The organism is Nocardia elegans NBRC 108235 (assembly GCF_001612845.1).
In the GTDB taxonomy this organism is placed as follows: domain Bacteria; phylum Actinomycetota; class Actinomycetes; order Mycobacteriales; family Mycobacteriaceae; genus Nocardia; species Nocardia nova.
This window is the reverse complement of the sequence record NZ_BDBF01000011.1, coordinates 165969-192715: the sequence shown is the minus strand read 5'-3', so window position 1 is coordinate 192715 and position 26747 is coordinate 165969. Positions and strand designations below refer to the sequence as shown.

Below are 26747 nucleotides of genomic sequence, written 5' to 3'. Positions count from 1 at the left end.
AGCGGGGCGGGCCGCGGATGGGTCGGCCGCACCGGCTCTGCCCTGCGGCCGGGCATCGGTAGCGGAACCGCGGCCGAGATCGGAGGCGGCACGTCCGTCGGTGCCCGCCTTGGCGTCGGGCGTGCGCACCTCGCCGGTCCGGGGCGCCTCGGCAGCGCCGGACGCGGGTCCGCGAGCGTCGACCGGCGACGCTCCGGATGCGGCCGTGGAGCCCGTCGACGCACCGGCTGTCGTGCTCGAACCGGTCGACGCTCCAGGGCCCGTCGCGCTCGATCCCGACGACGCGCTCGGCCCCGACGAAGCGCTCGATCCCGACGTACTCGGCCCCGACGAAGCGCTCGGGCCGGACGATGCGGCCGGTCCCGAGGCGGCGGCGGAACTCGCCGACTCGGCCGGTCCGGACGATGCGGCAGGACCGGCGGCCGTGCCCGCTTCGCTGCCGGCAGGTGCGGCCCCCGACGCATGGGACGCAGATTCGGAGGCGGGAGCCGTTGTCGGCGTGACGTTTTCGTGCGTACCGCCGCTCGGCGGCGCGGCGGTGCCCGCGGTCGTGGAATCGTGCGTGCCGCCCGGCACCTCGCTGCGAGCCGGCGGAGTCGGCGACGAGTCGGATACCGATCCGGTGGATGTCGCGGATTCGGACGGCGAACTCGAGCCCTCCGACCCGGAACGCTCCGCCGGCGGAGTCGACGGTGTGGTCTCGGAGGTATCCGAACGATCTTGTGGCGCAGTCTGTTCCGGCGTACCACCGGCATCCGATGCCGTGCGCTCGTGAGTGCCGGCCGTCGTAGTCGGCGCACCCGCGTGGCTGTCGTGACCGTTGGTCACCGGCCCGCCGCGCACGGACCCGGAGGATCCCGGCTCGCCGTTCGCGCCGGTAGTCGAATCACCGTGCGGCACAGATCCATTGCTGTTGGACAGGTCGACATGGGCGTTCGGCACGGTGCCGTCGTGGGTGGAGCCGTGCAGATCACCGATATTGCCCAGATCCGGCCGCGGCGCGTTCAGCTTCCAGAACGGCGAGTTCTCGAAATGGCTGTGCGCCATATTGTGATTCACCGCCGACGCCCCGCCGGTGATCGCTCCGGCGCTGAACATGCGCCAATCGACGTGCGTATTCTTCAAATTCTTCAGCGCGGTGTCCAGATCACCGTGCGCCAGATCGGAGGCGAACTGCCAGCCGACCGAGCCCCCGAAGGCCGCCACCGAGTTGACCAGGCCCGATCCGGCGCCGATCCCGGCGCGGGTGAGATTGACGCCCCACTTCGAGGTGACGTCGCCGGCCTCGTTGCGGAAGGCGTTGCCGAACTTCTTGCCCATCGCCTCACCGAAGGCGCCGCCGGCCGCGCCACCGACACCCGCGGCGAAGGTGGTGACCTCGAGCTGCTGCCAGTCGATGCTCTTGCGGTGCCCCTCCCACACCTGCCACTGCTGCACCGCGAAATCCTGGATCGCGCCGAGGGCCGCATTCAGCAGCACATGGCGGAACATGAAGCGCACCAACGCGTTCTCGGCCAACCGGCCCGCCCAACCGGCCATCGCGTCGAGTACCCGGCGCATCATCATCCGCACCGCGACACGGGTCGCGACGATGATGCCCGCTTCCTCCGCGGGAGCCGTCGGCGGGAAGATCCACACCGCGGCGATATCGGCGGCGGTGATCACCAGCGTCGAATAGAACATCAGCTTGGTGTATTCGATCTGCGTACCGCCGCCGTAGACCGAATCTCCGACCTGATCGAAGTACCCCGCCAGCGCCTCCAGCGAATCCTTGCCGTGGCGCATGCTGTCGAAGGTGTCGATCATCTGCTGCTGGCCGTCGCCGGACGGGTACGCGGCCAGTGTCGCGGACTTGGCATCGTCCATGAGGCTCAGGATGTCGCGCAGTTCGCCGGCGGCGGTGTGCCAGTCGCCTGCCAGCGACCACATATCGTCTTCGTTGCCGTGCGGCCACTCCATCCCGATGGCCGCACCCAGCCACTCGAGCCAGCTGGGAAACTCGATCATGCGCTGTTACCCCGGGTCACCAACTGGAGTCGGTGACCCGGCGTTCCGGTTCGACCGGATAGGTCTCCGCATCCGCGAACCGGAGCTCGTCCTCGCCGTAGGCGGCGGTTCGATCCGGTGAATCCGGCGGCGCCAGTGAGGGTTCCGGTGCGGTCGGCAGGCGCATATCGGGCATGCCCTCGATCAGATCGGTGAGTTTGGGCAACCGGGCCCGGCGTTCCTGCAGCGGCGCCATCAGTTCCCGATGCCGCTGCGCCAGATTCTTCGACGCCTGCTGGGCAGCCTCGGTCACCGCCCGAGCGATCTCGGAATAACTGAGATCCTCGATTCCGGCGCCGAACTTGGTCTCGATGACGGTACCGTCGGCATTCACGCTGACCGTCACCCGGTTCTTGCGCACCGACGCGGTGCCGGTCAATTCCGCACGGTCACGCTGGATTTCGGCGATGACACGCAGTTGCTGTTTGGCCTCGCCGATGATTCCCGCCAGCTCGGCCTTCATATGCTCGTTCGTCATGGGCGCTCGATCCGCGGCTGTTCGATCACTTGAAGCCGTAGGTGTTGCCGTGCTCCATGGTCTCCAGATAGGTGGCACTATCGTTCTGGCCGTCGGAGAACTTCTCGAAGGCGGTGGAGAAGTTGCGCGCGCCGGTGACCATGTTGTCGTGTGCGGCGAGGTAGCCGTCGCCGCTGCCGGTGCCGGCGAACTGCTTGCCCAGACTGTCGTCCCCCCAGCAGTTTCCGTAGCCGGTGGTCTTACCCTGCAATTTCGTCAGCACCTGCTCGATGTGGTCACGCACATCCTGCGTCTTCCCGGCGGCCGTGCGGAGTTTCGCCACCTCGACCTCGATCTCGTCCGCCATCGTCCGTCCCTCCATCGCACTGCCGGCCGGCGCCCGTCGACGCTGGTCTTCGACGATGGCAGTCGCGGGAGAATCATCAGTGGCGCCGACGTGAACTCCGGGTGGCCGGTCCCGAAAGCCACCGCGAAACCCACCGCGGTGGCCGGTATCCGATGATGGGGGCATGCGAATCCTGGTACAGCGCGTCAGCTCGGCCCGGGTCACGGTCGACGACGAGGTGGTGGGCGAGATCGACCCGCCCGCGATGGGAGTGCCGCACGGCCTGCTCGCCCTGGTGGGCGTCACCGGCACCGATACCGCCGCGCTCGCGAAGACGCTGGCGGACAAGTTGTTTCGCCTGCGCATTCTGGAGGGCGAGCGTTCGGCCGCCGACCTGGGCGCGCCGATCCTGGTGGTCAGCCAGTTCACCCTCTACGCCGATACCGCGAAGGGCCGGCGGCCCTCCTGGTCGGCCGCGGCACCCGGATCGATCGCCGAACCCCTGGTCGACGAATTCGCCGCCGCACTACGCGATCTCGGCGCCACCGTCGCGACCGGCCGCTTCGGCGCGCACATGCAGGTGTCACTGGTGAACGACGGGCCGGTCACGCTCCTGCTCGAGGCGTGAGCGGCGCGCTCACTCGTCCACCTCCTGATAGTCGTTCATTCGCTGCACGATGTGCTCGGCCTCGGTGTCGATCCAGTCGGCCAGTCCCGCCGAGCCCATCCCGACGGCCACCGGCGCCGGTTCCTCCAGGGGAATCACATAGCGACCGTCGTCGGGCAGATCGCGCCACAGCCGGGCCACCGAGATGCGGCCGCGGGGACCGAATTTCGATCTGCCCTGGGTCAATCGAACGGTGCCGGTGTGGGTCGCGGGAATGTCGAAGAAGGCCGCACTGGTGAGCCCGCGGTAGTCGTCATCGTCGTCGGCGACCATCGAACCGCCACCGGAGGACCGGCCGGTTCTCTCGCCGATCTCGATCTCGATCGGTCCACGCCGACCCGGTCCGGCCGCCGGCAGCAGTCCGACGACCGTCTCACCGAGCGCCCGCGGATCGCAGGCGGTGATGGTGAAACCTTCGGCGTGTCTGAGGGTTTCGCCCGGCAACTGCACCACGACGAACCCGCGGGAGCCGAGCCGCCCGGCATAGAAGCGCACCCGCTTGTTCGGATTGTCGAAATCCGAATCCTCCCATGCCTCGCCGCCGACCAGCACCTCCGGCAGCACCATGGTGTCCACGATCGCCTCGAAGGCGCTGTCACCGCGGTTCTCCAACTCCGCTCGGATGCGACGCCATTCGCGCTCGTAGTCGTCCAGATACGGGATGCGGCTGGTGATGCTGAACATCGACGGCACCAGACCGAAGAATCGGGTGTCGCACAACACCTTGAATTCCAGGTCCGTCAGGGTCCACCTGTTCACATTTCCTCGTTCATGGTTCGATCACCGGCTTGACCCGGAACGGGGTGTCGCCCATCGCGTCGTCGAGCCAGTCCGTCGACGTCAGGTATTTCGGCCGCCGGTGCTGACCCTGCGGTCCGGAATTGCCCGCGCTCGACGCCGGGGTACCCGCCATACCGGGCTGACCGGGTTGTCCGGGCTGACCGGCCTGCTGATCGTACGAATCGTGGTGTCCGGCACCGTAGGTGGAGACGTCCGCCGGTAGCGATGCGCGCGGGAACTTGTCCGGTTGCCGCGGTTGATCGAGCTGCTGGGGCGGTGTCGCATCGTCGGGCCCGACACCGCCACCGGCTCCACCACCGTCACCGGCCCCGCCACCGGCATCGGCGCCTCCCCCGCCGGCGCTGTCGCCGCCGGGGTCCAGTTGTGCCGCGATATCCGACAGCCCCTCCATACCCGGGGTGTGGCTGAGGTCCCGCAGCCGTTCCGCCAGCGAGTGCAGCGGATCGGTGTCGCCCGTACCGGACAACAGTTGATCCAGGCCGGGAATCCCGGAAAGCAGGTGGCTCAGATCCGGATTGCCGGAGAGCAGTTGGTCCATCCCGGTCGATCCCGAGACCAACTGGTCCAGACCGGGGATACCGGACAGGAGATGACGCAGATCCGGATTGCTCGCCAGCAACTGGTCGAACCCAGGAATGCCGGAGAGCAGTTGCCCCAAGCCGGACAGGCTGTCGTGGGCCGTCTGCCCGAGCTGGTTCAGTGCCTGTTCGCCGCCCGAGAGCAGCGATTCGAGCGGATTGGAGCCACCTACGCTCCCCCCGAGCAGCGACGCGAGCGGGTTCGAGGTGCCCGTCCCGCCGGACAGCAGCGATTCCAGCGGATTCGCACTTCCCGTCGTCGCCGAATTACCGAAGGACGGCACCGTCTGACCGGCGCTGTCGCCGGTGGTGCCGGTTCCGGCCTCCGTATTCTGTTGTCCCGCAAGGCCGGACAGGAGATCGTCGAGTGACGGCAGCTGCTGTTGACCGTTCTTGGCCGCGCCCGCCCCGGACTGCTGGGTCTTGCCGAGACTCGACGGAATCGACGACGAACCCGTCCCCGAGGTGGATCCGGTGCCGGTCGACGAGCCGGTGCCACTGCCGGTCGGACCGGAGTACGGCGTGCTGCTGGGACCGGAACTGCCGCCGGAGGATCCGCCGGTGTCGCCGAGTCCGGCGGAATTGAGCAGGTCGCTCAGATTCGGGAGTTGCTGGTTGGACTCGCCGCTGCCCGGCATGCTGTCGTAGTTGCTCGGCATCGGCGAGCTCTTGCCGGTGCGACCCGAACCCGAGCTCGCCCCGGATCCACCTCCGTAACCGCCGCCCGTACCACCTCCGTAACCGCCGCCCGTGCCACCTCCGTAGCCCGAGCCGTAGTCGGAACCACTGCCGTAGCCCTCGCCGCTGCCATAGCCTTGGCCGCTGCCATAGCCCTGGCCACTCCCGTAGCCGTCGCCACTGCCGTACCCGGATCCGCCGCCGTAACCGGAACCACTGTCGTAGCCCGAACCACTGTCGTAACCGCCTCCGTAGCCGGAGCCACTGCCGGAACCCGAACTGTGCGAACCCTCTTCGTATCCGGCCTCGTAGCCCTGCTGGTAGGCCTCCTGCAGCTGCTGCGATGTGGCGCCACTACCCGACCCACTGCCGTACCCGGATCCACTGCCGTAGCCCGAACCACTGCCGTACCCCGAGCCGCTGCCGGAGCCGGAGCCGTAACCCGAACCGCTGTCATATCCCGAGCCGCTGCCATAGCCGGATCCGCTGCCGTGACCCGAGCCGCTGCCGTAACCCGAGCCACTCCCATAGCCCGAACCACTGCCGTAGCCCGAACCACTGCCGTAGCCCGAACCACTGCCGTAGCCCGAACCCGAACCACTGCCGGAACCCGAACCGCTCCCATAGCCCGAACCACTGCCGGAACCCGAGCCCGAGCCGCTGCCCGAGCCGGATCCACTACCCGACGTGCTACCACCGCTCGCCTGGCCCGGAATGGCGATCGTCGGAATCGTCGAGATCGTCGATTTCATCGGTTCCGCGTAGTACTTCTTGTAATTCGCGCGGTATTCGTCGGTGTGGTGATGTTTGCAGCCCGTCTTCTCCGGCTGTCCGGGAGTGGGCATCGACTTGCGCGTGGCCTCGAGCCAGTCGCTGGTGTACCGCAGACTGGCGCCGGTCACCTTGATGGCGTCGATCAGATCCTGCGTACTGTCCTTGTAATTGCGCACGGCGGTCACCGCCGCGGCCGACGCGGTACCGGTCCAGCTGGCCTGCAACTTCGCGATCTGGTCCGCGTAGGTGGCCATATTGCTGGAGAGCAGCTTCGACATCGAATCCCAGAATCCGGACAAATCCATCGGCGGCTGGGCGTGAATCGTCTGCCCCAGCTGGATCATCTGGTCCCAGTCCAGACTGTCCGGGTTCTCGATATTGATGGTGACCGAATCGGTCTTACCGCCGTAACCCTGGATCGCCTCCGGGAAGCTCGGCATCGACCAGCTGTCGTCGACGAGATCCTGATTGAGGTCGGCGACCAGACTCCCACCGTTCGAGGAGAGTTTCGGCGGCGTCACATTGCTGGTGACGTCCTTGGGTTTGGCAAGCGTGTCGAAATTGAACGTCGAACTGTGCTCGTGCGCCGCGAAGGTCTTCCCCGCGGCGACGAAGGTGTCGAACTGATCGCGGACCACATTCGCATGGGTCATCAGCGAGTTGTACAGTGCCGCACCGTGATTGCTGTAGACACCGGCCAGATCGCGGCTGGACTGCAGAATACTGAAGGCGCCGACCTCGTGCGCGCGGGTGTCGTGGACCGATTGCGCCAGTGCTTCCAGATTGGCGATCAGCTGCGCCGCGGCATCCGTGGCGGCCTTGATGTCCTTCGTATCGAACTGCAGCACACCGGAATTCGCCGCACCCAGAATCTGGGTCCATTCGGTGGTATCCGCATTCGGCAACGTCATGATCAGCCTCCGAGGCCTTGGGTCGAACCTTGTTCGGCGGCTCTGAACTGGTCGGCGGCCGACCGCTCACCCTCGGCGAACTGGAACAGGGCATCGGCCATGCTGTAGCCGCCGTCGACCATATTGGCCCGCGTCGCCTTGTATCCCTTGTCGCCGTCGGCGAACTTCTTGCCGGACTTGTCGTTACCCCACGGCTGGTTGGTGGAGTCGTTCTCGATTCCGGCCAGCGTGCTGTGCAGGGTATCGATCACGCCCCGAACCTTGTGTGAGACGTCCTCGGGCAGGTCGGCGGCTCTGGTCAGCGCGTCGACATCCACCTCGATCTTCTCCGCCATTGTCAGTCCCTACCTGTGTGCCTACATCTGGAACGGCTTGTCGACATTCGGGTCGCCCCCACCCGGGTCGCTCGCGCCCGGATCGTCCGAGGCCGCCGCGCGCGGCGCGGGTGGAGGATCGGCCGCGTCCAGCCACGCTTCCTCGCCCGGTGCGTCCGGGGCGTCGTAGTGCGCCGGCATCGGACCGATGTCCGGCACCTTCTTCGGCCGCGACTTCGCGCGATAATCCTTGCCCGGCCCCAACGGCCTCCCCGGATCCTTCGGCTCCTCCGGGTCAGCGGGCGGCGGCGGAGCCGGCGCCGGACGCGACGGGGTCATGTAATTCGGATCCGACGGATCCCGGAAACCACCACCCTGCCCACCATTCACCGGCGGCTGCGGCGCCGGACGCGACGGCGTCATATAGTTCGGGTCCGACGGATCCCGGAAACCACCGCCTTGCCCACCGTTGACCGGCGGCGCAGGAGCCGGACGCGACGGCACCATATAATTCGGATCCGCCGGATCCCGGAAACCACCACCCTGCCCACCATTCACCGGCGGCTGCGGCGCCGGACGCGACGGCGTCATATAGTTCGGATCCGACGGATCCCGGAAACCACCACCACCCTGCCCACCATTCACCGGCGGCTGCGGCGCCGGACGCGACGGGGTCATGTAATTCGGGTCCGACGGATCCCGGAAACCACCGCCCTGCCCTCCGGTGGAGGGATTCGACACCGGGGCAGTCGGCGGGCCTTGCTGTGTGAACGGTCTGGAAAAGTTCGGCGGGCCACTCGGATTGCCCGTCGAATTCCCCACCGGCGCAGCGTGAACCGGCGCCGACGACGAGCTCACCGGCCCGCCCCCCGACGCACCCGGCTGCGTGAACGGCCGGGAGAAGTTCGGCGGATTGCTCGAATTCCCCACCGGCGCAGCATTGATGGCAGGCGCCGGGCGAGAGCCGGGGGCCGCGCCCGCGGAATTCCCGATCGGATGCGGCACCGATCCGTCACCACCGCCCACCGGCGGGGCGGGGGCCGGGCGCGACGGCACCATGTAGTTCGGATCCGAGGGCGAACGGAACCCGCCACCACCCTGCCCACCATTCACCGGCGGCTGCGGCGCCGGACGCGACGGCGTCATATAGTTCGGATCCGACGGATCCCGGAAACCACCACCCTGCCCACCATTCACCGGCGGCTGCGGCGCCGGACGCGACGGCGTCATGTAATTCGGATCCGACGGATCCCGGAAACCACCACCCGCCGTGGACGTCGACTGATGCTGTCCACCGAAACCCGCTGGGCCCGAATGCGTTCCGCCCGTACCCGATTGTCCGCCCGCCCCCGCTGCGTGCGTCGGCGGGGCGGGGGCCGGGCGCGACGGCACCATGTAGTTCGGATCCGAGGGCGAGCGGAAACCACCACCCCCCTGTCCGCCGTTCACCGGCGGCTGCGGCGCCGGACGCGACGGCGTCATGTAATTCGGATCCGACGGATCACGGAAACCACCACCCTGCTGGTGGTTTCCGCCGTTCGTCGTCGCGGTATTCGTCGTCGACGCCGCCTCGGTCTGTCCCGGCACCGGTCGCGGCGTCAGCGGATTGTTCGTGGGTGGCGTCTTCGGCGGGGCCCAGGGCGCCTTCGCATTCATCCAGAGGTTGAATCTCGGGTCGCCCTCGGTATTGGTAGTCGTCTTCGTTCCCAGACCGCGCATACCGCCGACCATTCCGCCGCGGGCCGCACTACCTACCCAGCCTTCCGGTCCCGCGAACGCGCCCGCGATATCACCGGTCACCGCACCCGCGCCGATATTGCCGAATATATTGCCGAAGACGCCGGCCGTGGCACCGATCGTCGCTCCTTGCAGAAACATCCCCGACCGGAACGGCATATTGGTGATCGCACCGCCGAATTTCTTGTCGAGATTGCCGATCCCGAAGCCCATGTACCGGCCGAGTTCGCGACTGGGAATGGTGCTCAACGCCGAGGCCGCCCAGGAGGCGCCGAATTCCTTCCAGTTGAATCCGTGCCGCTTACCGTCCGCGATCTGCGCACCCTGCACGATCGCATTGGTCACCGGAGCCCAGAGCGCGCCCTCACCGAATTTCAGCGTATAGACGCCCATGCCCTTGGCCGTGGGCAGAATCGTCTTGGCCTTGTACCTCCAGGTCTGACCCTTCATCCCCTTCCAGGTATCGGCGGAGAGGATGTGCTTGAACCAGTACCGCGAGGCGCCGTTGAGTTCGCCGCGGGTGGCGAATCCCAGTTTCGCCCAAGCACGTTCGAGCGCATTCTGCAGTGCGTCGGCGATGAATTTCACGATCGATCGGGTGGTGCCGATCGCGGCGGCCTCTACCGCCGGCGCGGTCGGCGGGAACAGCCACGCCCACGCGATCTCGACCAGCAGAATGCACAGCGAAACGATGATGTTGATCTTCGCCGACTGCAGTTCGGTGCCGACGTCGAAGGTCGAATCGCTGATGGTTTTGAACGATTCGGCCAGCGTCGCGAGCGACTGGTCACCCTGCAGAAAGGCATCGAACAACTTGCCGATCTGATCAGCGGCATCCCCGGCCGGAAATGCCGCCATCGCCGCCGTTTTCGCGCTCTCGATACCGGGAACCTGCGCTGCTAGATCCTTGGACGCCTGCTCCCAGGCCCGCGAAACCGCCCACATCTTGTCTTCGTCACCGTCGGGCCAGCTGGCGCCGGCAACCCAGGCGATCGGACGTACGGGCGGGGGCAGGTACAGGCTCACCGGATATCAGTCCTCGTCGGACACCATCGAGCGGTGCGCGCTGCCGTCCACCGGATGCGCGGGCGGAACGTCGCGATGATCCTCGATCCGGGTCGGCGCCGGTGGCGCGGTCGGCATCATCTGCCCGAGATCCGGTGCGCCCTCGACGAATTCCGACAATTTCGGCAATTGCAGCTTCCGCTCGCGCAGCGGCTGCATGAGTTCGGCGCCGAGTCGCAGCACCTCCGCCGCGGCCTGCTGCACCGCCGCGGTCATCCCCGCGGCGATCTCGTCATAGGTCAGATCCTCGATATCGTCGGCGAACTTCGTGTCGATGAGCAGTCCGTCGGCATTGACAGTCACCTGGATTCGCTGCTCACAGGTGCTCGCCGTGGCAGTCAGCCGGGAGCGTCGCAACTGGATCTCGGCTATGCCGCGCAATTGTTCGTCGAGCCCCTCGAGCACCGTCATCATGTCGGCATGGAGCCGTTCGTTGACCACTGCCACCTCCACCGTCGACGCGCGCAGTAGCAACAACAGCACACCAGATTGAATATCCGGTGGCGCCCAAGGAAATTCAGTGTCGGCTACCGCCGTGCACCCGAGTCGGACGGGCGACGGGTAGCTGTGGCACACCCGCAGCGCCTCGCCGCACCGCTTGTGAGATGTCCAATGCGCAACCCGGAACGGAACGATCGGACCGGCCCGCGAGTTAGGTTCTCGACCAGCAGATATTCATCACCACGTGCGGTCTCGACGCCGTACGCCGACTGTGAGGAGGGCCCGTGACCGAACGCAGTATCGCCATGAACCCCGGAATGCACGAGGTTCTCGACTACTTCGGCAAATGTCCCGAATGCGGTTATCCCGCACGGGCTTCCGCTGATTTCGCCGGGGCGCCCACCGTCGTCGCCAGTTGCGACCGCCCGTGCGGCTGGACCGGCGTGGTTCCGCTCACCACCATGACGGGACGCACGGCGTAACAAGCCGCAGACAGCACGACGCACCCGCGCCGACGAGGCCACGGGTGCGTCGCGAAACGAATTATTCGGGTCGAACGGTCAGGATCCGCGGACCGTCCTCGGTGACCGCTACCGTGTGCTCCCAGTGCGCGGCGCGACTGCCGTCGGTGGTGACGACGGTCCAATCATCGTCCAGCACAGTCGTTTCCGTGGTGCCGAGAGTCAACATCGGCTCGATCGCCAGCACCGAACCGACCACGAGTTTCGGGCCCCGTCCGGGCGCGCCCTCGTTGGCGAGGAACGGATCCATATGCATCTGGCGGCCGATGCCGTGTCCGCCGTACCCGTCCACGATGCCGTAGGCGCGGCCGTGCTCCTTCTCCGCGGCGCGCGTCCCCAGCTCGATCGCGTGCGAGACGTCGGTCAGGCGATTGCCCGGCAGCATGGCCGCGATACCGGCGTCCATCGACAGCCGGGTGGCCTCGCTGAGCAGCCGATCGGCCTCGATGACCTCGCCGATGCCGAACGTCCACGCCGAATCGCCGTGCCAGCCGTCGAGAATCGCGCCGCAGTCGATGGAGACCAGATCACCCTCGGCGAGCACCTCGTCCTTGGCCGGGATGCCGTGCACCACCCGGTCGTTCACCGAGGAGCAGATCGATCCCGGGAAACCGTGATAGCCCTTGAAGGACGGGACGGCGCCCGCTTCGCGAATGGTCTGCTCGGCGACCTCGTCCAATTCCCAGGTCGACACGCCGGGCTTGGCGGCCGCGCGCACGGCCACCAGCGCGCGGCCGACGATCGCGCCGGCCGCGGCCATGGCATCGAGCTCACCGGCGGTGCGGAACGGCACCACCTTCTTCTGCTTGAGGCCGAAAACCATTCGCCTCAGCGACCCAGAACGTGGAGCACGCGGGCGTTGACCTCGTCGACCTCGCCCACGCCGTCGATCGAGACGACCAGGCCGTCGTAGTGCTGCAGCAGCGGTTCGGTCTCGTCGCGGTACACCTGCATCCGGTTGCGGATGACTTCCTCGGTGTCGTCGGCGCGGCCGCGGCCGAGCATCCGCTCGACCACCACATCGGTGGCCACCTCGAAGCTGATCACGGCGTCCAGCGCGTGACCGGACTCCTTGAGCATCCTCTCCAGTGCCTCGGCCTGGTCGACGGTGCGCGGGTAGCCGTCGAGCACGAATCCGTTGACGGCGTCGGGCTCGGCGATCCGGGACTCCACCATGCGGTTGGTCACATCACTGGGCACCAGGTTGCCGGCGTCGAGGTACTTCTGCGCCTCGCGGCCCAGCGGGGTCTGCTGGGAGATGTTCGCACGGAACAAATTCCCCGTGGAGATGTGCGGAACACCCAGCTTGTCCGACAGCAGTTCGGCCTGTGTCCCTTTACCGGCACCCGGCGGTCCGAGCAGTACGAGTCTCACTTGAGGAACCCTTCGTAATTTCTGTTCATCAGTTGGCTCTCGATCTGTTTGACCGTATCGAGGCCGACGCTCACGACGATCAGCACCGACGTGCCTCCGAACGGCAGGAAGTTCGAACCGCCACCGCCGGCACCGATGTGCAACAGCAGGTTGGGCAGTACGGCAACAGCACCGAGGTAGATCGAACCGGGGAGGGTGATTCGGCTCAGTACATAGTTCAGATAGTCGGCGGTCGGCTTACCCGGACGGTAACCGGGAATGAAGCCACCGAACTTCTTCATCTCGTCCGCGCGTTCCTCCGGGTTGAAGGTGATCGCGACGTAGAAGTAGGTGAAGAACACGATCAACGCGAAGTAGATCAGGACGTACACCGGGTTACCCGGGTTCACCAGATACTTCTGGATGATCTTCTGCCACCAGCTGTCGGAGTTGGAGGACTGGGTCAGCTGGGCGACCAGATTCGGCAGATACAGCAGCGAGGACGCGAAGATCACCGGGATCACACCGGCCTGGTTGACCTTCAACGGTAGATAGGTCGACGACCCGCCGTACATCTTGCGGCCGACCACGCGCTTGGCATACTGCACCGGTATTCGGCGCTGGCCCTGCTCGACGAAGATCACGCCGACGATCACCACGAAGGCGGCGACACACACCAGCCCGAAGATCAGGCCGCCCTTGCTGTCGAGGATCTGCTTACCCTCGCTCGGGATGCGGGCGGCGATACCGGCGAAGATCAGCAGCGACATACCGTTGCCGATACCGCGTTCGGTGATCTGCTCGCCGAACCACATCACCAGCGCCGCGCCGGCGGTCATCACCAGCACGATGATGATCAAGCCGAAGATGCTGGTGTCGGCCAGGATCTCGTCCGGGCAGCCGCGCAGCAGCTGACCGCGCGAGGCGAGCGCCACCAGACCGGTGGCCTGCAGAATCGCCAACGCGATGGAGAGATACCGCGTGTACTGCGTCATCTTGTTCTGGCCGGACTGGCCTTCTTTTCGCAATTCCTCGAACCGCGGAATGACCACCGTCAGCAGCTGGATGATGATGCTCGCGGTGATGTAGGGCATGATCCCGATCGCGAACACCGACAGCTGCAGCAGCGCACCACCGGAGAACAGATTGATCAGCTGGTAGATGCCGGCATTGTCACCGCCGGAGACGACGTCGATGCAATGGCGGATCGCCTTGTAGTCGACGCCGGGCGACGGTAGCGAGGCGCCGACGCGGTACAGCGCGATCAGGCCCAGCGTGAAGAGAATCTTCCGCCGCAAGTCCGGGGTCCGGAAGGCCGACACGAAGGCGGAAAGCACAGATCCTCCTGGCTGACGACACGGGGGTCACGCCCACTTCCGTCACCTCGGCACATACCGGTGCCCTACAGGGCAGGGCCGGTCCTGTGCCACGACAACGGGGCAGACTGGTTGGCAGACAACACTTGAACTCTAACAGCGACGCCGGACGGGCTCTCACCCGTCCGGCGCCCCGACTGTATTACCAGTAACTGTCAGCCCAGTTCGGTGGCGGTACCACCGGCGGCGGTGATCTTCTCCTTGGCGGAGCCGGAGAACTTGTCGGCGCTGACCTGAACGGCCACACCGATTTCACCCTCGCCGAGCACCTTCACCAACTGGTTCTTGCGCACGGCACCGGCAGCGACGAGCTCGTCCTTGCCGATGGTGCCGCCCTGCGGGAACAGCCGCGCGATATCGCCGACGTTCACGACCTGGTACTCGACGCGGAACGGGTTGGTGAACCCCTTCAGCTTCGGCAGGCGCATGTGGATCGGCATCTGGCCGCCCTCGAAACGGGCCGGCACGTTCTTGCGAGCCTTCGTACCCTTGGTACCGCGACCGGCGGTCTTACCCTTGGAGCCTTCACCGCGACCCACACGGATCTTCTCGGTCTTGGCGCCCGGGGCGGGCCGCAGGTGGTGGAGCTTGATGGGGGTCATGCGGTTTCCTCCTCAACGGAAACGAGGTGGCGCACGACGTTGATCAGCCCGCGGTTCTGGGCGTTGTCCTCGCGGACCACGGTCTGGCGGATACCGCGCAGGCCGAGGGTGCGAAGCGACTCCCGCTGATTCTTCTTGGCGCCGATCGTGGACTTGATCTGGGTCACCTTGAGCTGTGCCATGTCAGACTCCCTGTCCGGCACGCGCACGCAGCATGCCCGCCGGGGCAACGTCCTCGATCGGCAGACCGCGGCGAGCGGCCACCTCCTCCGGACGCTGCAGCATCTTCAGAGCCGCCACCGTGGCGTGCACGACGTTGATGGCGTTGTCGCTACCGAGCGACTTGGCCAGGATGTCGTGGATACCGGCGCACTCCAGCACGGCACGCGCCGCACCACCGGCGATCACACCGGTACCGGGCGAGGCCGGACGCAGCATGACGACACCGGCGGCAGCCTCACCCTGCACCGGGTGCGTGATGGTGCTGCCGATCATCGGGACGCGGAAGAAGCCCTTGCGAGCCTCCTCGACACCCTTCTGGATGGCCGCGGGAACTTCCTTGGCCTTGCCGTATCCGACACCGACCAGGCCGTTGCCGTCGCCCACGATCACCAGGGCGGTGAAGCTGAAGCGACGACCACCCTTCACGACCTTGGAGACGCGGTTGATCGCGACGACACGCTCGAGCTGGTTCTTCTCGGCGGCATTGTCGCGACGGTCACCGCCGCCGCGACGGTCGCGGCCACCGCCGCGCTGATCGCGCTCGTTGCTGTTCTGTCCGGCGGGTCCGCTGCCGCCGTCACGCCGCTGACGTCCCGGCATCAGACGTTCCTTCCGTTCAGGGTCATTCGGTCCATGAGTTGAATCTGCATCAGAACTTCAACCCACCTTCGCGCGCGGCATCCGCGAGCGCGGCGATGCGGCCGTGGTAGTCGTGGCCACCGCGGTCGAACACCACGGCCTCCACACCGGCGGCCTTCGCGCGGGCGGCCAGCAGCTCGCCGACCTTCTTGCCCTTCGCGGACTTGTCACCGTCGAGCGCGCGCACATCGGCCTCGATCGAGGACGCCGAGGCGACGGTCTTGCCGACGGAGTCGTCGATCACCTGGGCGTGCAGGTGCCGCGAGGAGCGGAACACGACCAGACGCGGACGCTCGGCGGTGCCGAGGACCTTCTTGCGCAGACGGAAGTGCCGACGGGTCTTCGACACCCGGCGACGAGTCGACGCATCCTTGCCGACCGGCTTGCGGGCGGCTTTCTGAGCTTCAGTTTGTGCCATGGCTTACTTACCCGTCTTTCCGACCTTGCGGCGAACGACCTCACCGGCGTAGCGGATGCCCTTGCCCTTGTACGGGTCGGGCTTGCGCAGGCCGTGGATCACTGCGGCGATCTGGCCGACCTTCTGCTTGTCGATGCCGGACACCGAGAACTTGGTGGGGGCCTCGACCTGGAAGGTGATGCCCTCGGGGGCCTCGACCGGAACCGGGTGGCTGTAGCCGAGGGCGAACTCGAGGTTCGAACCCTTCTGCTGCACGCGGTAACCGACGCCGAAGATTTCCATCTTCTTCTCGTAGCCCTGGGTCACGCCGACGATCATGTTGTTGATCAGGGTGCGGCTCAGGCCGTGCAGCGAGCGGTTGCGGCGCTCGTCGTCCGGACGGCCCACCTCCAGCTCACCGTTCTCGGCCTTGGTGACGGTGATCGGCTCGGCGACGGTGTGCGAGAGGGTGCCCTTCGGACCCTTCACCGACACCTGCTGGCCGTCGATGGTCACCTCGACGCCGGCGGGAACCGAGATCGGCTTCTTACCGATACGCGACATTGTTCCTACCTCCCTTACCAGACGTAGGCGAGGACTTCCCCGCCCACACCCTGCTGCTTGGCCTGACGGTCGGTGAGCAGGCCCTTCGACGTGGAGATAATTGCCACGCCCAGACCGCCCAGCACCTTGGGCAGGTTGGTGGATTTCGCGTACACCCGCAGACCCGGCTTCGAGACGCGGCGCACACCCTGCAGGCTGCGCTCCCGGCTCTGGCCGTACTTCAGGTCGACGATCAGGGTCTGGCCGACGGGCGCATCCTCGGTGCGGTAGTCGGCGATGTAGCCCTCGCGCTTGAGGATCTCGGCGATGTTCGCCTTGAGCTTCGAGTGCGGAGCCTTCACCTGATCGTGGTACGCCGAGTTGGCGTTGCGCAGACGGGTCAGAAAGTCTGCGATCGGATCAGTCATGGTCATGTGTTGACCGTTACCTTTCTCGCCGCGGTTCCCATACAGCACCGTCACGCGGGGCGGTCGTGGGCCTACGACAATTTCGGCTGGTCCGGCCGACACCTTTGCCGACCGGATTCGGAATGCTGTCACCCGGAGCAATGCGCACGCATATGGGCACGAGGGTGCCCGAGCAACCGGTCTAGTGTAGGCGGGCGGTATGAGCGGGCAAAATCGGGGGTGCGTCGATGCCGATGACCGACCCCGCCCCCGCCGATGTCGCTGGCGACACCTACGGGAGATGTCATGTGATGCTCATCACAGTCGGCGAATTACATTGAGATTCACTATGTTCGGATCGTCGCGGGCGGATTTCACAGCTTTTTCTGAGGAGTAGCCGGTACGTTTTTCCTATCAGCTCAGGACAGACAGACAACTCGGGGAACTGTATGCCTGCAATTGATCTAACCAACCCTCACCGTGCGTGGGTCCTCGCTTACGGATCACTGCTCGCGACAGTCGCGGGCTTCGTCAATGCCGTGGCCATCCTGACCCTGGCCCTCCCGGTCGGCAACGTGACCGCGGCGACGATGCAACTGGGGATGGACACCGCCAACCCGTGGCTGTTCGAAAGCAGCCTGCTCGCCATCATCCTCTTCGGATTCTTGATGGGAGCCACGTCCGCCGGCGCGATACTGGCGCCCGCGAAGACAGTGGCGGGAGTCCGGCACAGCGTCATCATGAGTGGCGAGGCATTGCTGCTCATTCTGGCCTTCGTCTGCCCGGTGGATACGCTGTCGGTCTTCCTCGCGGCCGTTGCCTGCGGACTGCAGAACGGGACCACCTCCAGCTTGCGGACGATGCAGATCCGCACCACCCATTTCACCGGCACCGTCACCGATCTCGGCCTGCTCATGGGGCGTGCGCGCCGGCACGGTATCGACAAATGGCGCGCCGCCGTGCTGTCGGCCACGGTCATCACGTTCATCACCGGGGGCATCGCGGGCACCCTCCTGGGCAGCCGGATCGGCGAAGCGGCACTGCTGCTGCCCGCCGCGGTCTGCGTCGTCATCGCCATAGCCGGAATCGCCTACGTCCGCCGTCGCCCCCTCTCGACATCGTCGGGCGAATCCGAACCACGAGACGCCGCGGGCCGCGGCGGGTCTGCCCTCCGGCAGTCCCCAGTTCGAGACGGCCACCCGGTCGTACACGCATGATCCGTCGATGACGGACCGCGCGGCCGCGACTACACCTCCAGATCCTCTTCGATGCCCTTGAGGCGGTGGCGGGCCAGCGCGAGGTTGGCGCGGCCACGGTCTAGGGCGAGATAGAGGAACAGGCCCTTGGCCGATCGGCCGGTCATCGGCCGGATGATGTGGTACTGACTGGACAGGGAGATGAGAATGTCCTCGATGTCCTCGTTGAGGCCGAGCTGTTCGATCGTGCGCAGTTTGGCACGCACCACCTCGGTGTTGCCGGCCCCGGCGATCTGCAGGTCCAGGGCTTTCGAACTGCCGAGCATGCCCAGCGACATGCCGCTGTTGTAGTCGACTACGGAGGCTCCCAGGGCGCCGTCGATCGCCATCATTTCCTTCAGCGCCAAATCCAGATTGGACATATTCTTTCCTTTCAATCGGTATTACTTGTTCGGTCTTTGCTGTGCTTGCCGGCGGGGGTGACGGTGAGATGGTCGGCGATCGCGCGGGCGGCCGGGCGCGATTCCAGATGCAGCCGGCCGACATTCACGTCGGGCTCGGCCAGGACCGTCAGCGAGGTCCAATCGACGCCGTAGACCACGACGTGGCCGCCGGTGCCGCGCACCACCACCTCGTGGAATCCGCCGCCGACCGCGGTGGTCGCCAGTCGATGCGAAAGCGCCAGCTGGGAGGCCGACAGTGCGGCCATCCCGGCGGGTTCGATATGCGCCGGTAGGTCGTGCTCGATGAGCAGTCCGTCACTGGATGCCACCAGCGCACCGATGAGCCCGGGGACGCGGTCGCGCAACGCCTTCAACTCCGCGAGGACCGCCGCATTCGGCTCGGGGCCCGACAGTGTCACCTTGCTGAACCTTCCCATCAGATCGCCGAGCAGCCTCTTGCGCGCGGTCACTAGAGTTCCTCCAACGCCGCCCGCAGGCGGACGAGCACGTCGAGATCCACCGGGGATTCCCAATGCTCCAGTGGTGCAACGGATGTCGCGCACCGGCGGCGACGCACCAACGGCGGCGCGCCCGCGGCCTCCGTCCGCGCCGGAGGCACCGACATCGTCGGGAAGGTGGTCATATCCGCCGGTTGGATCAGCTCCGCAAGCGTGAGGTCGCGTACCGCCACGAGGCAGCCGTAACTCGTGCGCCCCAGCTCGCGAGCGATATCGGCCACGGTGCGGCGCCCGTCGGCGGCGGCCAGGATCTCCGTCTGCCCGCCGGTGAGCGCGATCCGACGCCGCCGTACCCGCCGGACGGGCACGACCGGCGCGCGGTCCACGGCCTCGGCCGGCCAGGGTCCCGCTTCCGGATCGCCGCGGCGAGCACACTCGTTCACCAGCAAGCCCGGGTTGATATGACAGACCGGCGCGAGCCAATGCTCGGGTGCGGGCTCGAATTCGGGGACCCCCGCGGATGCGAGCAGAAAATAGGCCGCGTCGAAAACCGAAAGCAGCGCAAGGGTTTCCAGTTGTGGTTGCGCCAGCACATGTCCCGGATCCCCGGATCCGGCGCGCCGCCAATCCTCGGCGGTGGCCACGCCTGCCTCCACCACGAGCCGGTCCAGGCCGGTCGTGCGCCGGCAATCGGCGGAAACGATTGCCCCCCTGGTGAGATGAAACGATCCGTCCCCCGCGCGTAGTACCCCTGTACTCCCCTCTTCCTCCAGCCTGCGCAGCGCTACCGCCAGTTCAATTCCCATGACTCCCCTCGGTCAATTCGGAAAGAATCCCCCGCAACCGAAACCTCGCCAAGGCCAGGTTTCCGGATTCCTCGTCGAAGAGAACGTGTACGAACAACCTGCCGTCGAAATCGCCGTCGATCAGATTCAGCAGGTGATAGCCGCGAGTCCCGCACACGATGATCTCGCCGACGTCGTCGTCGCCGTGCTCGGTGGCCAACGCGGGACACGCGAGCACCGCACGCACCACATCCGTTGTGGCAGCGGCATCTTCGTGCTCATCGATCGCATCGTGCCGACCGACCGCGGCGATCGCGAGCCCACTGGCCCCGTCCGCCAGTGTCACCCCGCGCGCCCCCGGAATCTCCATGATCCGCCGCAGGCATTCGTCGATACTGATCACACGCCCCCGCTCGCCGAGTTCGGGCTATCTGAAACGCCGACGCTACACATTGCCCGCCGGACCCGCATCTCGAACAGAGATAATGCCTGGCAAATTTGCTGCGGCACAAGATCATTGGCGGATTATGGACGCGCCGGCCCGCGGCGTCGGAGAGGACGGCCCGGAGCGACCACGTCGCCAAGTCCGGAACACGGGCAATCGATCAGCGCTCGAGCGCGATCACGTGGGCGTCGGCACCGACGTAGCGGTCGATCGGCGAGTACGGCGCCGGAACGCCCCGCGCGCGTCGATACGGGCGCGACCCGGCAACCGAGCCGACGCACACGGCAACCGGGCCTGCATACGCGATCGATCGGCGCCAGGCGGTCGCCGTTCCCGTGCGCGAATCACGTTTGAATGCAACATGTTCCACTTCTGGCGAGCACATTTTTCACAGATTGTTCTGAGACAAGTCCAGTACGATTTGTCCCGTTCGCCCACGACAGACAACAACTCGGGGAGCTGTATGCCTGCCATGAGCCTTACCAACCCTCACCGCGCACTCGTTCTCGGTTACGGATCACTGCTCGCGACCGTCGCGGGCTACGTCAATGCCGTAGCCATCCTCACCCTGGCCATCCCGGTCGGCAATCTGACCGCGACGACAACTCGGCTGGGGATGGACACCGCGAACCCCTGGCTGTTCGAAAGCAGCCTGCTCGTCCTCATCCTCATCGGATTCCTGCTGGGAGCGGCGGTCGCGGGCGCGACACTGTCGCCCACGAGAACACATGCGGGAGTCCGCCACAGCGCGATCATGATCGGTGAAGCGTCACTGTTCGTGCTGACCTTCGCCCTGACGGAGAACAGGCTGTCGGTTCTGCTCGCGGCCGTCGCCTGCGGGCTGCAGAACGGCACGACCTCCAGCCTGCGGACGATGCAGATCCGCACCACGCATTTCACCGGCACCGTCACCGATCTCGGCCTGCTCATCGGACGGTCCGGCCGCCACGGAATCGACAAGTGGCGGGCCGCGGTCCTGTCGGCCACCATGGTCACGTTCATCACCGGCGCCATCGCGGGCACCCTCCTCGGCACCCGGATCGGCAAGGCTGCACTGCTGTTGCCTGCCGCGGTGTGTGTCCTGATCGCCGTGGCCGGACTCGTCTACGATCGCCGCAGCTCCGCTCCGGCGTCGGCGACCGTCTTAGCACTACGCGGCGCCGCCGACCGCGACGAACCGGAACACGGCCACGACTCGATGCCGATGTATCGGGTCGGCTGACACGCATTCCAGCCGCACGCGCCCTCTCCCGCTCACCGGAGCGCGGTCACGGCGGTCGTCACCTCCGACAGCAGCGGCAGCGAGCGCACACCGAAACGAACGTCTTCTTCGGCTCGTCGGGAAAATCTGATTTCGCAACTCCCGATTTCCTCGTCACCCGATGTCTGCCGAACCCCTACCAGGATGTCCGGGCCGCCGATGTCCTTCTGGTCGGCGAGGTGCTGTCACCGTCGAACTCTCAGACCGACATGGACGACAAGCGGGCCCGGTGCGCGAGCGGGAAGAAGAGCGCGATTGCCATGATCCGAACTTTCGCCCTCGAAAAGACCCACGGCGCTCTTCCCGCCGGCGTGCACCCCTTGCATCCGGCCAACTACCTCCTGACCGGTAAATGGACGCCCAAAGATTCGACCGCGATAAGCATGAATTGCCGTTCCCCATCCACATCCCGTGGCCGGACCTCGAATTCTGAACGGCCGCATCGGAGGTCAGGGCAGCCGACTCGCACCGGGGCTTCGTCTCGCCAGATAGTTGAGCGCGGCCGCGTTCGGTGCGAAACCGGCGCGCCGGATCCGAAAGCCGGGCGTCAGCACCGAATCGACCACATATATGTCACAATACACATATGCCACTCAAACGCACGATGGTCTACGCCGACGCCGACGATCTTGCCGTCATCAAGGAGGCTGCCGCCCAGAGCAATGTCAGCGAGGCCGAGATCATCCGCAACGCCATACATCTGGCCGCTAAAAGGGTGCGGCGGCGGACGGAGCCCCTGCGGCTGCGACGGTTCGCGAGTGGTGACCCCACCCTGGCCGAGCGGGTCGATGACATTCTCACAGAAGACTTCGGCGGCGATTCGCAGGATCGCTGATGGGTCGACTCGACGGCCCCGGCATAGTCATCGCGGATACGTCAGGGCTGATCGCCGCATTCGATACCTCCTCGCCGGACAGCGATCGGGCCTTCCACGTTCTCGAAAGTGCCGGCCTCGTCGTTCTGTCGCCGCTCGTTCTCGCGGAAATCGACCATGTCGCGCGTCGGGAACTCGGCAGACACGTCTCCACGCAGATGATCGAGGACCTGACAGCTCAGGCACGCACCGATCACTTCGAAGTCGCCCGCGTCAGCGCAGATGTTCTGGATCAAGCCAATGCCGTCCGAAGGCTCTATCCGGATCTGCGCCTCGATCTTGCCGACGCCGTCTCCGTGGCACTCGCGGCCGATTACGAAACCGATGAAGTCCTCACCTTGGATCGGCGAGATTTCAGAGCCGTCACTCCGTTGACCGACCACAAAGCATTCCGGGTGCTGCCGGACGACCTGGCACCCGCATAGGCCCCCCACGCAAGAAAGGGTACGGACTCGGATGGGTCCGTACCCTTTCTCGATTCGATTGTCGCGCTCAGCGCGGGCGCTGCGTCAGCAGCGCCGGCTCACCAGGAGCTCTTGTGCACGCCCGGCAGCTCGCCGCGGTGCGCCATCTCACGGACGCAGACGCGGCACAGGCCGAACTTGCGGTAGACCGCGCGGGGGCGGCCGCAGCGCTGGCAGCGGGTGTAGCCACGCACGGCGAACTTCGGCTTCGCGGCGGCCTTGTTGACGAGAGCTTTCTTAGCCATGTGCTCAGTTCTCCTTGAACGGGAAGCCGAGGTGCTTGAGCAGGGCGCGGCCCTCCTCATCGTTGGTCGCGGTAGTGACGACCGTGATGTCCATACCGCGCGGACGGTCGATGGAGTCCACGTCGATCTCGTGGAACATCGACTGCTCGCTCAGGCCGAACGTGTAGTTGCCGTTGCCGTCGAACTGCTTCGGCGACAGGCCGCGGAAGTCGCGGATACGGGGCAGCGCGATGGACACCAGGCGGTCCAGGAACTCCCACATGCGGTCGCCGCGCAGCGTGACGCGCGCACCGATCGGCATACCCTCACGCAGCTTGAACTGCGCGATGGACTTGCGGGCCTTGCGGATCTCCGGCTTCTGACCGGTGATCAGGGCCAGGTCGTTGACGGCGCCGTTGATCAGCTTGGCGTCGCGGGCGGCGTCACCGACACCCATGTTGACGACGACCTTCACCACGCCCGGGATCTGCATCACGTTGGCGTAGTTGAACTCGTTGTTCAGCGCGTCCTTGATCTCCGCGCGGTAGCGCAGCTTCAGGCGGGGCTGAATCTTTTCAGACGTGGTCATGCTCAGATGTCCTTCCCGTTGCGACGGGAGATGCGCACCCGCTTGCCGTTCTCGTCGGTGCGGTAACCCACCCGGGTCGGCTTGCCGTCGGAGTCGACAACCATCACGTTGGACACGTGGATGGGCGCCTCCTGGGTCACGATGCCGCCGGAGCTGGCGCCGCGCTGGTTCGCGGAGTTCGCGACGTGCTTCTTGATCCGGTTCACGCCCTCGACCAGGACCTTGTCGGTCGCCGGGTAGGCCTGGATGACCTTGCCCTTGGCGCCCTTGTCCTTACCCGAGACGACGATCACGGTGTCGCCCTTGTGCACCTTCATGTCAGAGCACCTCCGGGGCCAGCGAAACGATCTTCATGAACCGCTTGTCACGCAGCTCGCGGCCGACGGGGCCGAAGATGCGGGTGCCACGCGGATCGTTGTCCGCCTTGATCAGCACCGCGGCGTTCTCGTCGAACTTGATGTACGAGCCGTCCGGACGACGACGCTCCTTGACGGTGCGCACGACGACCGCCTTGACGACGTCACCCTTCTTGACGTTGCCGCCGGGGATGGCGTCCTTGACGGTGGCGACGATGACGTCGCCGATACCGGCATAGCGACGCGACGACCCGCCGAGCACGCGGATGCACAGAATCTCCTTGGCACCCGTGTTGTCGGCGACGCGCAGTCGCGACTCCTGCTGAATCACTTCAGCTCCTCCTAGACCTGGACGTAATGCACGCCGGATTGCCGACCCGACGGGCATGGTCAGTTGCCCTTCGACGGACCTTGACGGCCCGCTCCCGCAAGCTCAGCGGGGCAGCGCCTGCCAGCGGTTTTGCATGATCGGAAGGATCAACCACTGTGGGTTCGCGGCCGAAGTGCGGGCACAATACCCGCAGGCAACCCGACAAGTGTAGCGAAGCCGCAGGTCGCGCCCAAATCAGGGTCGAACGGGGTCCGGTACGGCCACCCCACGGGTGGCGGCCGAACTCAGCCGAGTCTCAGCAGGTTCGGTTAGCCTCTCACGGACGCAACCGGCCCGGCCTCCGCGTGGAGCCGCAGTGACGGTCGTCGCGCAGGTGCACGATGAGTCGGGGAGAGGATTTTCTGTGACATCGTCCGGTCGCCAGGTCCGCCTGGGTCGCCGCTCGTTCCTGATCGCCCTCGGCGCGGTGCCGGTGGCCACCGCCCTGGTGGCGTGCAACAGCGACGACGCGAAGCCGAAACCCCTCACCGGCCCCGATCTGTCGGGCGTCGATCCCGCGGTGCGGCCGCAGGACGATCTGTACCGCAATATCAACGGCGCCTGGCTGCGTACCTACCAGCTGCCGCCGGACAAGGTCTCCTACGGCACCTTCGCCGAGGTGTCCGATCGGGTCGAAGGGCAGCTGCGCGAGGTCATCGACGGAATCCACGATCCGAAGGACGGGTCGGAGGGCCAGCAGATCCGCGACCTCTACGACGCGCGGATGGATCTCGACACACTCGAGAAGCTCGGCACCACCCCGCTGCAGCCGCTGTTCGCGCGGATCGACGGGGCGCAGACCAAGGCCGATCTCGCGAAGGTCATGGGCGCGCTGCCGCTGGGCGGCCTGATCGGGCTCGGTGTGAGTATCGACCGCAAGAATTCGAATGCCTACATTCCGTCCGTGGGCCAGTCCGGTCTCGGAATGAGCGAGCAGTACTACCGGAAACCCGAATTCGCGCAATATCTTTCGGCGTACCAGACACTGCTGCACAAACTGGCGACCGGCGCCGGCCTGCCCGACCCGGACGGCGCGGCCGAACGCACACTGGATCTCGAGAAGCGCATCGCCGCCGGTTACTGGGACAACGTGCGCACCCGCGACTCCGATGCCACCTACAACCTCATGGCGTGGAACGAGATGACCACGCTGGCACCGGGTTTCGATTGGGAGCCGTGGCTGGCCGGCAGCACCGACCGGCCCAAGGAGCTGTTCGGGAAGATGGTCGTCGGCGAACCGTCGTTCGTCACCGCGGCCGGGCAGCTGTGGACCGAGGTGGACATCAACGCCTGGCGGGAATGGCTGAAGCTCAGCCTGCTGCGCAAATACGCCAAGTACATGAACAAGGATCTGTCGGACGCGAATTTCGATTTCCTGAAGGCCACCAGCGGGATCGAGCAGCGCCCGGAGCTGTGGAAGTCGGCGGTCGCGGTGGTCGACGCCAATCTCGGTGAGCAGCTGGGCAAGTTGTACGCGGCGAAATACTTTCCGCCGCAGGCGAAGACGCGCGCCAAGGAGCTGGTCGACAATCTGCTGGCCGCCTATCGCGACAACTTCCGCAACTCGTCGTGGATGTCGCCGCGGACCCGCAAGGCCGCGATCGCGAAACTGGACAAGATCACGGTCAAGATCGGCTACCCCGACAAGTGGGTGGACTATTCGAAGCTGACGGTCACCCGCGGCCGACTGGTCGAATCCCTGCTCGCCATCGAGGCTTTCGAGGCGAAGCGTTCGATGGACAAGCTGGGGACGCCGGTGGACAAGGCCGAATGGGGTATGTCGCCGCAGACCGTCAACGCCTACTACGAGGCAACCTCCAATTCCATCAACTTCCCGGCCGCGATCCTGCAGGCCCCGTTCTTCGACACCGACGCCGAACCGGCGGTGAACTACGGCGCTATCGGCGCGACCATCGGCCACGAGATCGGGCACGGCTTCGACGACCAGGGCTCGAAGTACAACGGCGACGGCAATCGCGAGGACTGGTGGACCCCGGAGGACCGGACCGCCTTCGAGGCCAAGACGAAGCAGCTGATCGATCAGTACAACGCCCTGGTGCCCGAGGGACTGCCGCCCAGCGATCACGTCAACGGCCGGCTGACCGTCGGCGAGAACCTCGCCGACCTGCGCGGGCTGATGATCGCGCTCGCCGCCTTCCGCATCGAGGAAGCCAAGAACGGCCGCAACACGCCCGACTACACCCCGATGTTCCAGTCCTGGGGCCGCAATTGGCGGGAGAAGCAGACCCAGCAGTCGCTCGAACAGCAGGTTGCCACGGATCCGCACTCCCCCGGCGAATTCCGCTGCAACCAGGTGGTGCGCAATCTGCCGGAGTTCTACGCGACCTTCGGCGTCCAGCCCTCGGACAAGCTCTTCCTGCCCGAGGACCAGCGCGTCAGCCTGTGA

32 protein-coding genes are annotated in these 26747 nt (G+C 66.1%); 7 read left to right on the top strand and 25 right to left on the bottom strand.

From position 1 onward, the window contains the following. From NE2_RS10030 to NE2_RS10020, 3 genes are all read right to left on the bottom strand, one after another. A partial coding sequence (locus tag NE2_RS10030; protein ID WP_157110927.1) for a WXG100-like domain-containing protein occupies nucleotides 1–2007 on the bottom strand: 2007 nt, incomplete at its 3' end. Between the two features lie 16 nt (nucleotides 2008–2023). Then, nucleotides 2024–2524, bottom strand: a complete 501-nt coding sequence (locus NE2_RS10025) for a YbaB/EbfC family nucleoid-associated protein (RefSeq protein WP_063016680.1) — start codon at nucleotides 2522–2524, stop codon at nucleotides 2024–2026. Nucleotides 2525–2549: 25 nt separating this feature from the next. Next, nucleotides 2550–2870: a WXG100 family type VII secretion target gene (locus NE2_RS10020; protein WP_146098677.1), complete on the bottom strand. Its 321-nt coding sequence runs from the start codon at nucleotides 2868–2870 to the stop codon at nucleotides 2550–2552. A 163-nt stretch (nucleotides 2871–3033) separates the two neighbouring features. Between NE2_RS10020 and dtd the strand changes: the two genes are divergently transcribed. Continuing rightward, a complete protein-coding gene (gene dtd / locus NE2_RS10015; protein ID WP_063025668.1) occupies nucleotides 3034–3477 on the top strand; it encodes a D-aminoacyl-tRNA deacylase in 444 nt (147 codons plus the stop codon). 9 nt (nucleotides 3478–3486) lie between these two features. On the opposite strand, the gene NE2_RS10010 is transcribed toward dtd, so the two are convergent. From NE2_RS10010 to NE2_RS09990, 5 genes are read right to left on the bottom strand one after another with little or no spacing between them, the layout of a single operon-like run. Further along, on the bottom strand, nucleotides 3487–4275 hold the full coding sequence (locus tag NE2_RS10010; protein WP_063025667.1) for an ESX secretion-associated protein EspG: 789 nt from the start codon (nucleotides 4273–4275) through the stop codon (nucleotides 3487–3489). 10 nt (nucleotides 4276–4285) lie between these two features. Beyond that, nucleotides 4286–7258, bottom strand: a complete 2973-nt coding sequence (locus NE2_RS35585) for a PPE domain-containing protein (RefSeq protein WP_063025666.1) — start codon at nucleotides 7256–7258, stop codon at nucleotides 4286–4288. A gap of 2 nt (nucleotides 7259–7260) precedes the next feature. After that, a complete protein-coding gene (locus NE2_RS10000) occupies nucleotides 7261–7593 on the bottom strand; it encodes a hypothetical protein (RefSeq protein ID WP_063025665.1) in 333 nt (110 codons plus the stop codon). Nucleotides 7594–7614: 21 nt separating this feature from the next. Continuing rightward, nucleotides 7615–10335 carry a WXG100-like domain-containing protein gene (locus NE2_RS09995; RefSeq protein WP_063025664.1) on the bottom strand — a complete coding sequence of 907 codons (2721 nt, stop codon included), beginning with the start codon at nucleotides 10333–10335 and terminating at the stop codon, nucleotides 7615–7617. A 6-nt stretch (nucleotides 10336–10341) separates the two neighbouring features. Beyond that, entirely contained in the window at nucleotides 10342–10857 is a 516-nt protein-coding gene (locus tag NE2_RS09990; protein ID WP_063025663.1) for a YbaB/EbfC family nucleoid-associated protein, read from the bottom strand. Between the two features lie 242 nt (nucleotides 10858–11099). On the opposite strand from NE2_RS09990, the gene NE2_RS09985 reads away from it, so the two are divergent. Then, on the top strand, nucleotides 11100–11297 hold the full coding sequence (locus tag NE2_RS09985; RefSeq protein ID WP_030513409.1) for a hypothetical protein: 198 nt from the start codon (nucleotides 11100–11102) through the stop codon (nucleotides 11295–11297). A 61-nt stretch (nucleotides 11298–11358) separates the two neighbouring features. On the opposite strand, the gene map is transcribed toward NE2_RS09985, so the two are convergent. From map to rpsH, 9 genes are all read right to left on the bottom strand, one after another. After that, nucleotides 11359–12159 (bottom strand): type I methionyl aminopeptidase, encoded by an 801-nt coding sequence (gene map / locus NE2_RS09980; protein WP_063025662.1) that lies wholly within the window; start codon nucleotides 12157–12159, stop codon nucleotides 11359–11361. Nucleotides 12160–12164: 5 nt separating this feature from the next. After that, on the bottom strand, nucleotides 12165–12710 hold the full coding sequence (locus NE2_RS09975; protein ID WP_063025661.1) for an adenylate kinase: 546 nt from the start codon (nucleotides 12708–12710) through the stop codon (nucleotides 12165–12167). Continuing rightward, on the bottom strand, nucleotides 12707–14026 hold the full coding sequence (secY, locus tag NE2_RS09970) for a preprotein translocase subunit SecY (RefSeq protein ID WP_063016692.1): 1320 nt from the start codon (nucleotides 14024–14026) through the stop codon (nucleotides 12707–12709). Before secY ends, NE2_RS09975 begins: the two co-directional genes overlap by 4 nt. A gap of 194 nt (nucleotides 14027–14220) precedes the next feature. Beyond that, nucleotides 14221–14667 carry a 50S ribosomal protein L15 gene (gene rplO / locus NE2_RS09965; protein ID WP_030513405.1) on the bottom strand — a complete coding sequence of 149 codons (447 nt, stop codon included), beginning with the start codon at nucleotides 14665–14667 and terminating at the stop codon, nucleotides 14221–14223. Next, entirely contained in the window at nucleotides 14664–14849 is a 186-nt protein-coding gene (rpmD, locus tag NE2_RS09960) for a 50S ribosomal protein L30 (RefSeq protein ID WP_030513404.1), read from the bottom strand. The genes rplO and rpmD overlap by 4 nt, the downstream gene beginning before the upstream one ends. 1 nt (nucleotide 14850) lies before the next feature. Next, nucleotides 14851–15489: a 30S ribosomal protein S5 gene (gene rpsE, locus NE2_RS09955; RefSeq protein WP_030513403.1), complete on the bottom strand. Its 639-nt coding sequence runs from the start codon at nucleotides 15487–15489 to the stop codon at nucleotides 14851–14853. Between the two features lie 49 nt (nucleotides 15490–15538). After that, on the bottom strand, nucleotides 15539–15946 hold the full coding sequence (rplR, locus tag NE2_RS09950; RefSeq protein WP_036498216.1) for a 50S ribosomal protein L18: 408 nt from the start codon (nucleotides 15944–15946) through the stop codon (nucleotides 15539–15541). A 3-nt stretch (nucleotides 15947–15949) separates the two neighbouring features. Further along, nucleotides 15950–16489, bottom strand: coding sequence for a 50S ribosomal protein L6 (rplF, locus tag NE2_RS09945; RefSeq protein ID WP_063025660.1), 540 nt, complete (start codon nucleotides 16487–16489; stop codon nucleotides 15950–15952). Between the two features lie 14 nt (nucleotides 16490–16503). After that, a complete protein-coding gene (gene rpsH / locus NE2_RS09940; RefSeq protein WP_030513400.1) occupies nucleotides 16504–16902 on the bottom strand; it encodes a 30S ribosomal protein S8 in 399 nt (132 codons plus the stop codon). A gap of 422 nt (nucleotides 16903–17324) precedes the next feature. Here rpsH and NE2_RS09935 point away from each other — a divergent pair, with 422 nt between their 5' ends. Further along, entirely contained in the window at nucleotides 17325–18092 is a 768-nt protein-coding gene (locus tag NE2_RS09935; protein ID WP_084493926.1) for a YoaK family protein, read from the top strand. Between the two features lie 29 nt (nucleotides 18093–18121). Here NE2_RS09935 and NE2_RS09930 read toward each other — a convergent pair whose 3' ends face one another. From NE2_RS09930 to NE2_RS09915, 4 genes are read right to left on the bottom strand one after another with little or no spacing between them, the layout of a single operon-like run. Continuing rightward, a complete protein-coding gene (locus NE2_RS09930; RefSeq protein ID WP_063025659.1) occupies nucleotides 18122–18493 on the bottom strand; it encodes a hypothetical protein in 372 nt (123 codons plus the stop codon). A gap of 11 nt (nucleotides 18494–18504) precedes the next feature. Continuing rightward, the gene (locus NE2_RS09925) at nucleotides 18505–18984 is read right to left on the bottom strand and encodes a roadblock/LC7 domain-containing protein (RefSeq protein ID WP_233429725.1); all 480 of its coding nucleotides are present in this window, start codon (nucleotides 18982–18984) and stop codon (nucleotides 18505–18507) included. Continuing rightward, nucleotides 18984–19778: a hypothetical protein gene (locus NE2_RS09920; protein ID WP_084493925.1), complete on the bottom strand. Its 795-nt coding sequence runs from the start codon at nucleotides 19776–19778 to the stop codon at nucleotides 18984–18986. The genes NE2_RS09925 and NE2_RS09920 overlap by 1 nt, the downstream gene beginning before the upstream one ends. Next, on the bottom strand, nucleotides 19768–20160 hold the full coding sequence (locus NE2_RS09915) for a roadblock/LC7 domain-containing protein (protein ID WP_063025658.1): 393 nt from the start codon (nucleotides 20158–20160) through the stop codon (nucleotides 19768–19770). The genes NE2_RS09920 and NE2_RS09915 overlap by 11 nt, the downstream gene beginning before the upstream one ends. A gap of 505 nt (nucleotides 20161–20665) precedes the next feature. Between NE2_RS09915 and NE2_RS09910 the strand changes: the two genes are divergently transcribed. The 3 genes from NE2_RS09910 to NE2_RS09900 all read left to right on the top strand — a co-directional run bounded on the left by NE2_RS09910 (nucleotide 20666) and on the right by NE2_RS09900 (nucleotide 22762). Next, nucleotides 20666–21424: a YoaK family protein gene (locus NE2_RS09910; RefSeq protein WP_084493924.1), complete on the top strand. Its 759-nt coding sequence runs from the start codon at nucleotides 20666–20668 to the stop codon at nucleotides 21422–21424. A 625-nt stretch (nucleotides 21425–22049) separates the two neighbouring features. Beyond that, on the top strand, nucleotides 22050–22298 hold the full coding sequence (locus tag NE2_RS36565) for a ribbon-helix-helix domain-containing protein (protein WP_063025657.1): 249 nt from the start codon (nucleotides 22050–22052) through the stop codon (nucleotides 22296–22298). Continuing rightward, entirely contained in the window at nucleotides 22298–22762 is a 465-nt protein-coding gene (locus NE2_RS09900; protein ID WP_063025656.1) for a PIN domain-containing protein, read from the top strand. Before NE2_RS36565 ends, NE2_RS09900 begins: the two co-directional genes overlap by 1 nt. Nucleotides 22763–22860: 98 nt before the next feature. On the opposite strand, the gene NE2_RS09895 is transcribed toward NE2_RS09900, so the two are convergent. From NE2_RS09895 to rplN, 4 genes are read right to left on the bottom strand one after another with little or no spacing between them, the layout of a single operon-like run. Further along, on the bottom strand, nucleotides 22861–23046 hold the full coding sequence (locus NE2_RS09895; RefSeq protein WP_025347225.1) for a type Z 30S ribosomal protein S14: 186 nt from the start codon (nucleotides 23044–23046) through the stop codon (nucleotides 22861–22863). Between the two features lie 4 nt (nucleotides 23047–23050). Next, nucleotides 23051–23614: a 50S ribosomal protein L5 gene (gene rplE, locus NE2_RS09890; RefSeq protein WP_030513397.1), complete on the bottom strand. Its 564-nt coding sequence runs from the start codon at nucleotides 23612–23614 to the stop codon at nucleotides 23051–23053. A gap of 2 nt (nucleotides 23615–23616) precedes the next feature. Further along, complete coding sequence (gene rplX, locus NE2_RS09885) at nucleotides 23617–23931, bottom strand: 50S ribosomal protein L24 (protein ID WP_036498213.1); 315 nt, start codon at nucleotides 23929–23931, stop codon at nucleotides 23617–23619. A 1-nt stretch (nucleotide 23932) separates the two neighbouring features. Then, a complete protein-coding gene (rplN, locus tag NE2_RS09880) occupies nucleotides 23933–24301 on the bottom strand; it encodes a 50S ribosomal protein L14 (protein ID WP_030513395.1) in 369 nt (122 codons plus the stop codon). A 403-nt stretch (nucleotides 24302–24704) separates the two neighbouring features. Here rplN and NE2_RS09875 point away from each other — a divergent pair, with 403 nt between their 5' ends. Then, nucleotides 24705–26747 carry a M13 family metallopeptidase gene (locus NE2_RS09875; RefSeq protein WP_063025655.1) on the top strand — a complete coding sequence of 681 codons (2043 nt, stop codon included), beginning with the start codon at nucleotides 24705–24707 and terminating at the stop codon, nucleotides 26745–26747.

What these genes read in the sequence shown, in the direction of transcription:
- NE2_RS09935 (WP_084493926.1), top strand. Translation starts at nt 17,325, where the DNA reads ATGCCTGCAATTGATCTAACCAACCCTCACCGTGCGTGGGTCCTCGCT.
- map (WP_063025662.1), bottom strand. Translation starts at nt 12,159, where the DNA reads ATGGTTTTCGGCCTCAAGCAGAAGAAGGTGGTGCCGTTCCGCACCGCC.
- rplO (WP_030513405.1), bottom strand. Translation starts at nt 14,667, where the DNA reads ATGACCCCCATCAAGCTCCACCACCTGCGGCCCGCCCCGGGCGCCAAG.
- NE2_RS10025 (WP_063016680.1), bottom strand. Translation starts at nt 2,524, where the DNA reads ATGACGAACGAGCATATGAAGGCCGAGCTGGCGGGAATCATCGGCGAG.
- dtd (WP_063025668.1), top strand. Translation starts at nt 3,034, where the DNA reads ATGCGAATCCTGGTACAGCGCGTCAGCTCGGCCCGGGTCACGGTCGAC.
- NE2_RS09930 (WP_063025659.1), bottom strand. Translation starts at nt 18,493, where the DNA reads ATGTCCAATCTGGATTTGGCGCTGAAGGAAATGATGGCGATCGACGGC.
- rpsE (WP_030513403.1), bottom strand. Translation starts at nt 15,489, where the DNA reads ATGCCGGGACGTCAGCGGCGTGACGGCGGCAGCGGACCCGCCGGACAG.
- NE2_RS35585 (WP_063025666.1), bottom strand. Translation starts at nt 7,258, where the DNA reads ATGACGTTGCCGAATGCGGATACCACCGAATGGACCCAGATTCTGGGT.
- NE2_RS10020 (WP_146098677.1), bottom strand. Translation starts at nt 2,870, where the DNA reads ATGGCGGACGAGATCGAGGTCGAGGTGGCGAAACTCCGCACGGCCGCC.
- NE2_RS09895 (WP_025347225.1), bottom strand. Translation starts at nt 23,046, where the DNA reads ATGGCTAAGAAAGCTCTCGTCAACAAGGCCGCCGCGAAGCCGAAGTTC.
- NE2_RS09910 (WP_084493924.1), top strand. Translation starts at nt 20,666, where the DNA reads ATGCCTGCCATGAGCCTTACCAACCCTCACCGCGCACTCGTTCTCGGT.
- rplE (WP_030513397.1), bottom strand. Translation starts at nt 23,614, where the DNA reads ATGACCACGTCTGAAAAGATTCAGCCCCGCCTGAAGCTGCGCTACCGC.
- rplX (WP_036498213.1), bottom strand. Translation starts at nt 23,931, where the DNA reads ATGAAGGTGCACAAGGGCGACACCGTGATCGTCGTCTCGGGTAAGGAC.
- rplR (WP_036498216.1), bottom strand. Translation starts at nt 15,946, where the DNA reads ATGGCACAAACTGAAGCTCAGAAAGCCGCCCGCAAGCCGGTCGGCAAG.
- NE2_RS10000 (WP_063025665.1), bottom strand. Translation starts at nt 7,593, where the DNA reads ATGGCGGAGAAGATCGAGGTGGATGTCGACGCGCTGACCAGAGCCGCC.
- rpsH (WP_030513400.1), bottom strand. Translation starts at nt 16,902, where the DNA reads ATGACCATGACTGATCCGATCGCAGACTTTCTGACCCGTCTGCGCAAC.
- rplF (WP_063025660.1), bottom strand. Translation starts at nt 16,489, where the DNA reads ATGTCGCGTATCGGTAAGAAGCCGATCTCGGTTCCCGCCGGCGTCGAG.
- NE2_RS36565 (WP_063025657.1), top strand. Translation starts at nt 22,050, where the DNA reads ATGCCACTCAAACGCACGATGGTCTACGCCGACGCCGACGATCTTGCC.
- rpmD (WP_030513404.1), bottom strand. Translation starts at nt 14,849, where the DNA reads ATGGCACAGCTCAAGGTGACCCAGATCAAGTCCACGATCGGCGCCAAG.
- NE2_RS09900 (WP_063025656.1), top strand. Translation starts at nt 22,298, where the DNA reads ATGGGTCGACTCGACGGCCCCGGCATAGTCATCGCGGATACGTCAGGG.
- NE2_RS09920 (WP_084493925.1), bottom strand. Translation starts at nt 19,778, where the DNA reads ATGGGAATTGAACTGGCGGTAGCGCTGCGCAGGCTGGAGGAAGAGGGG.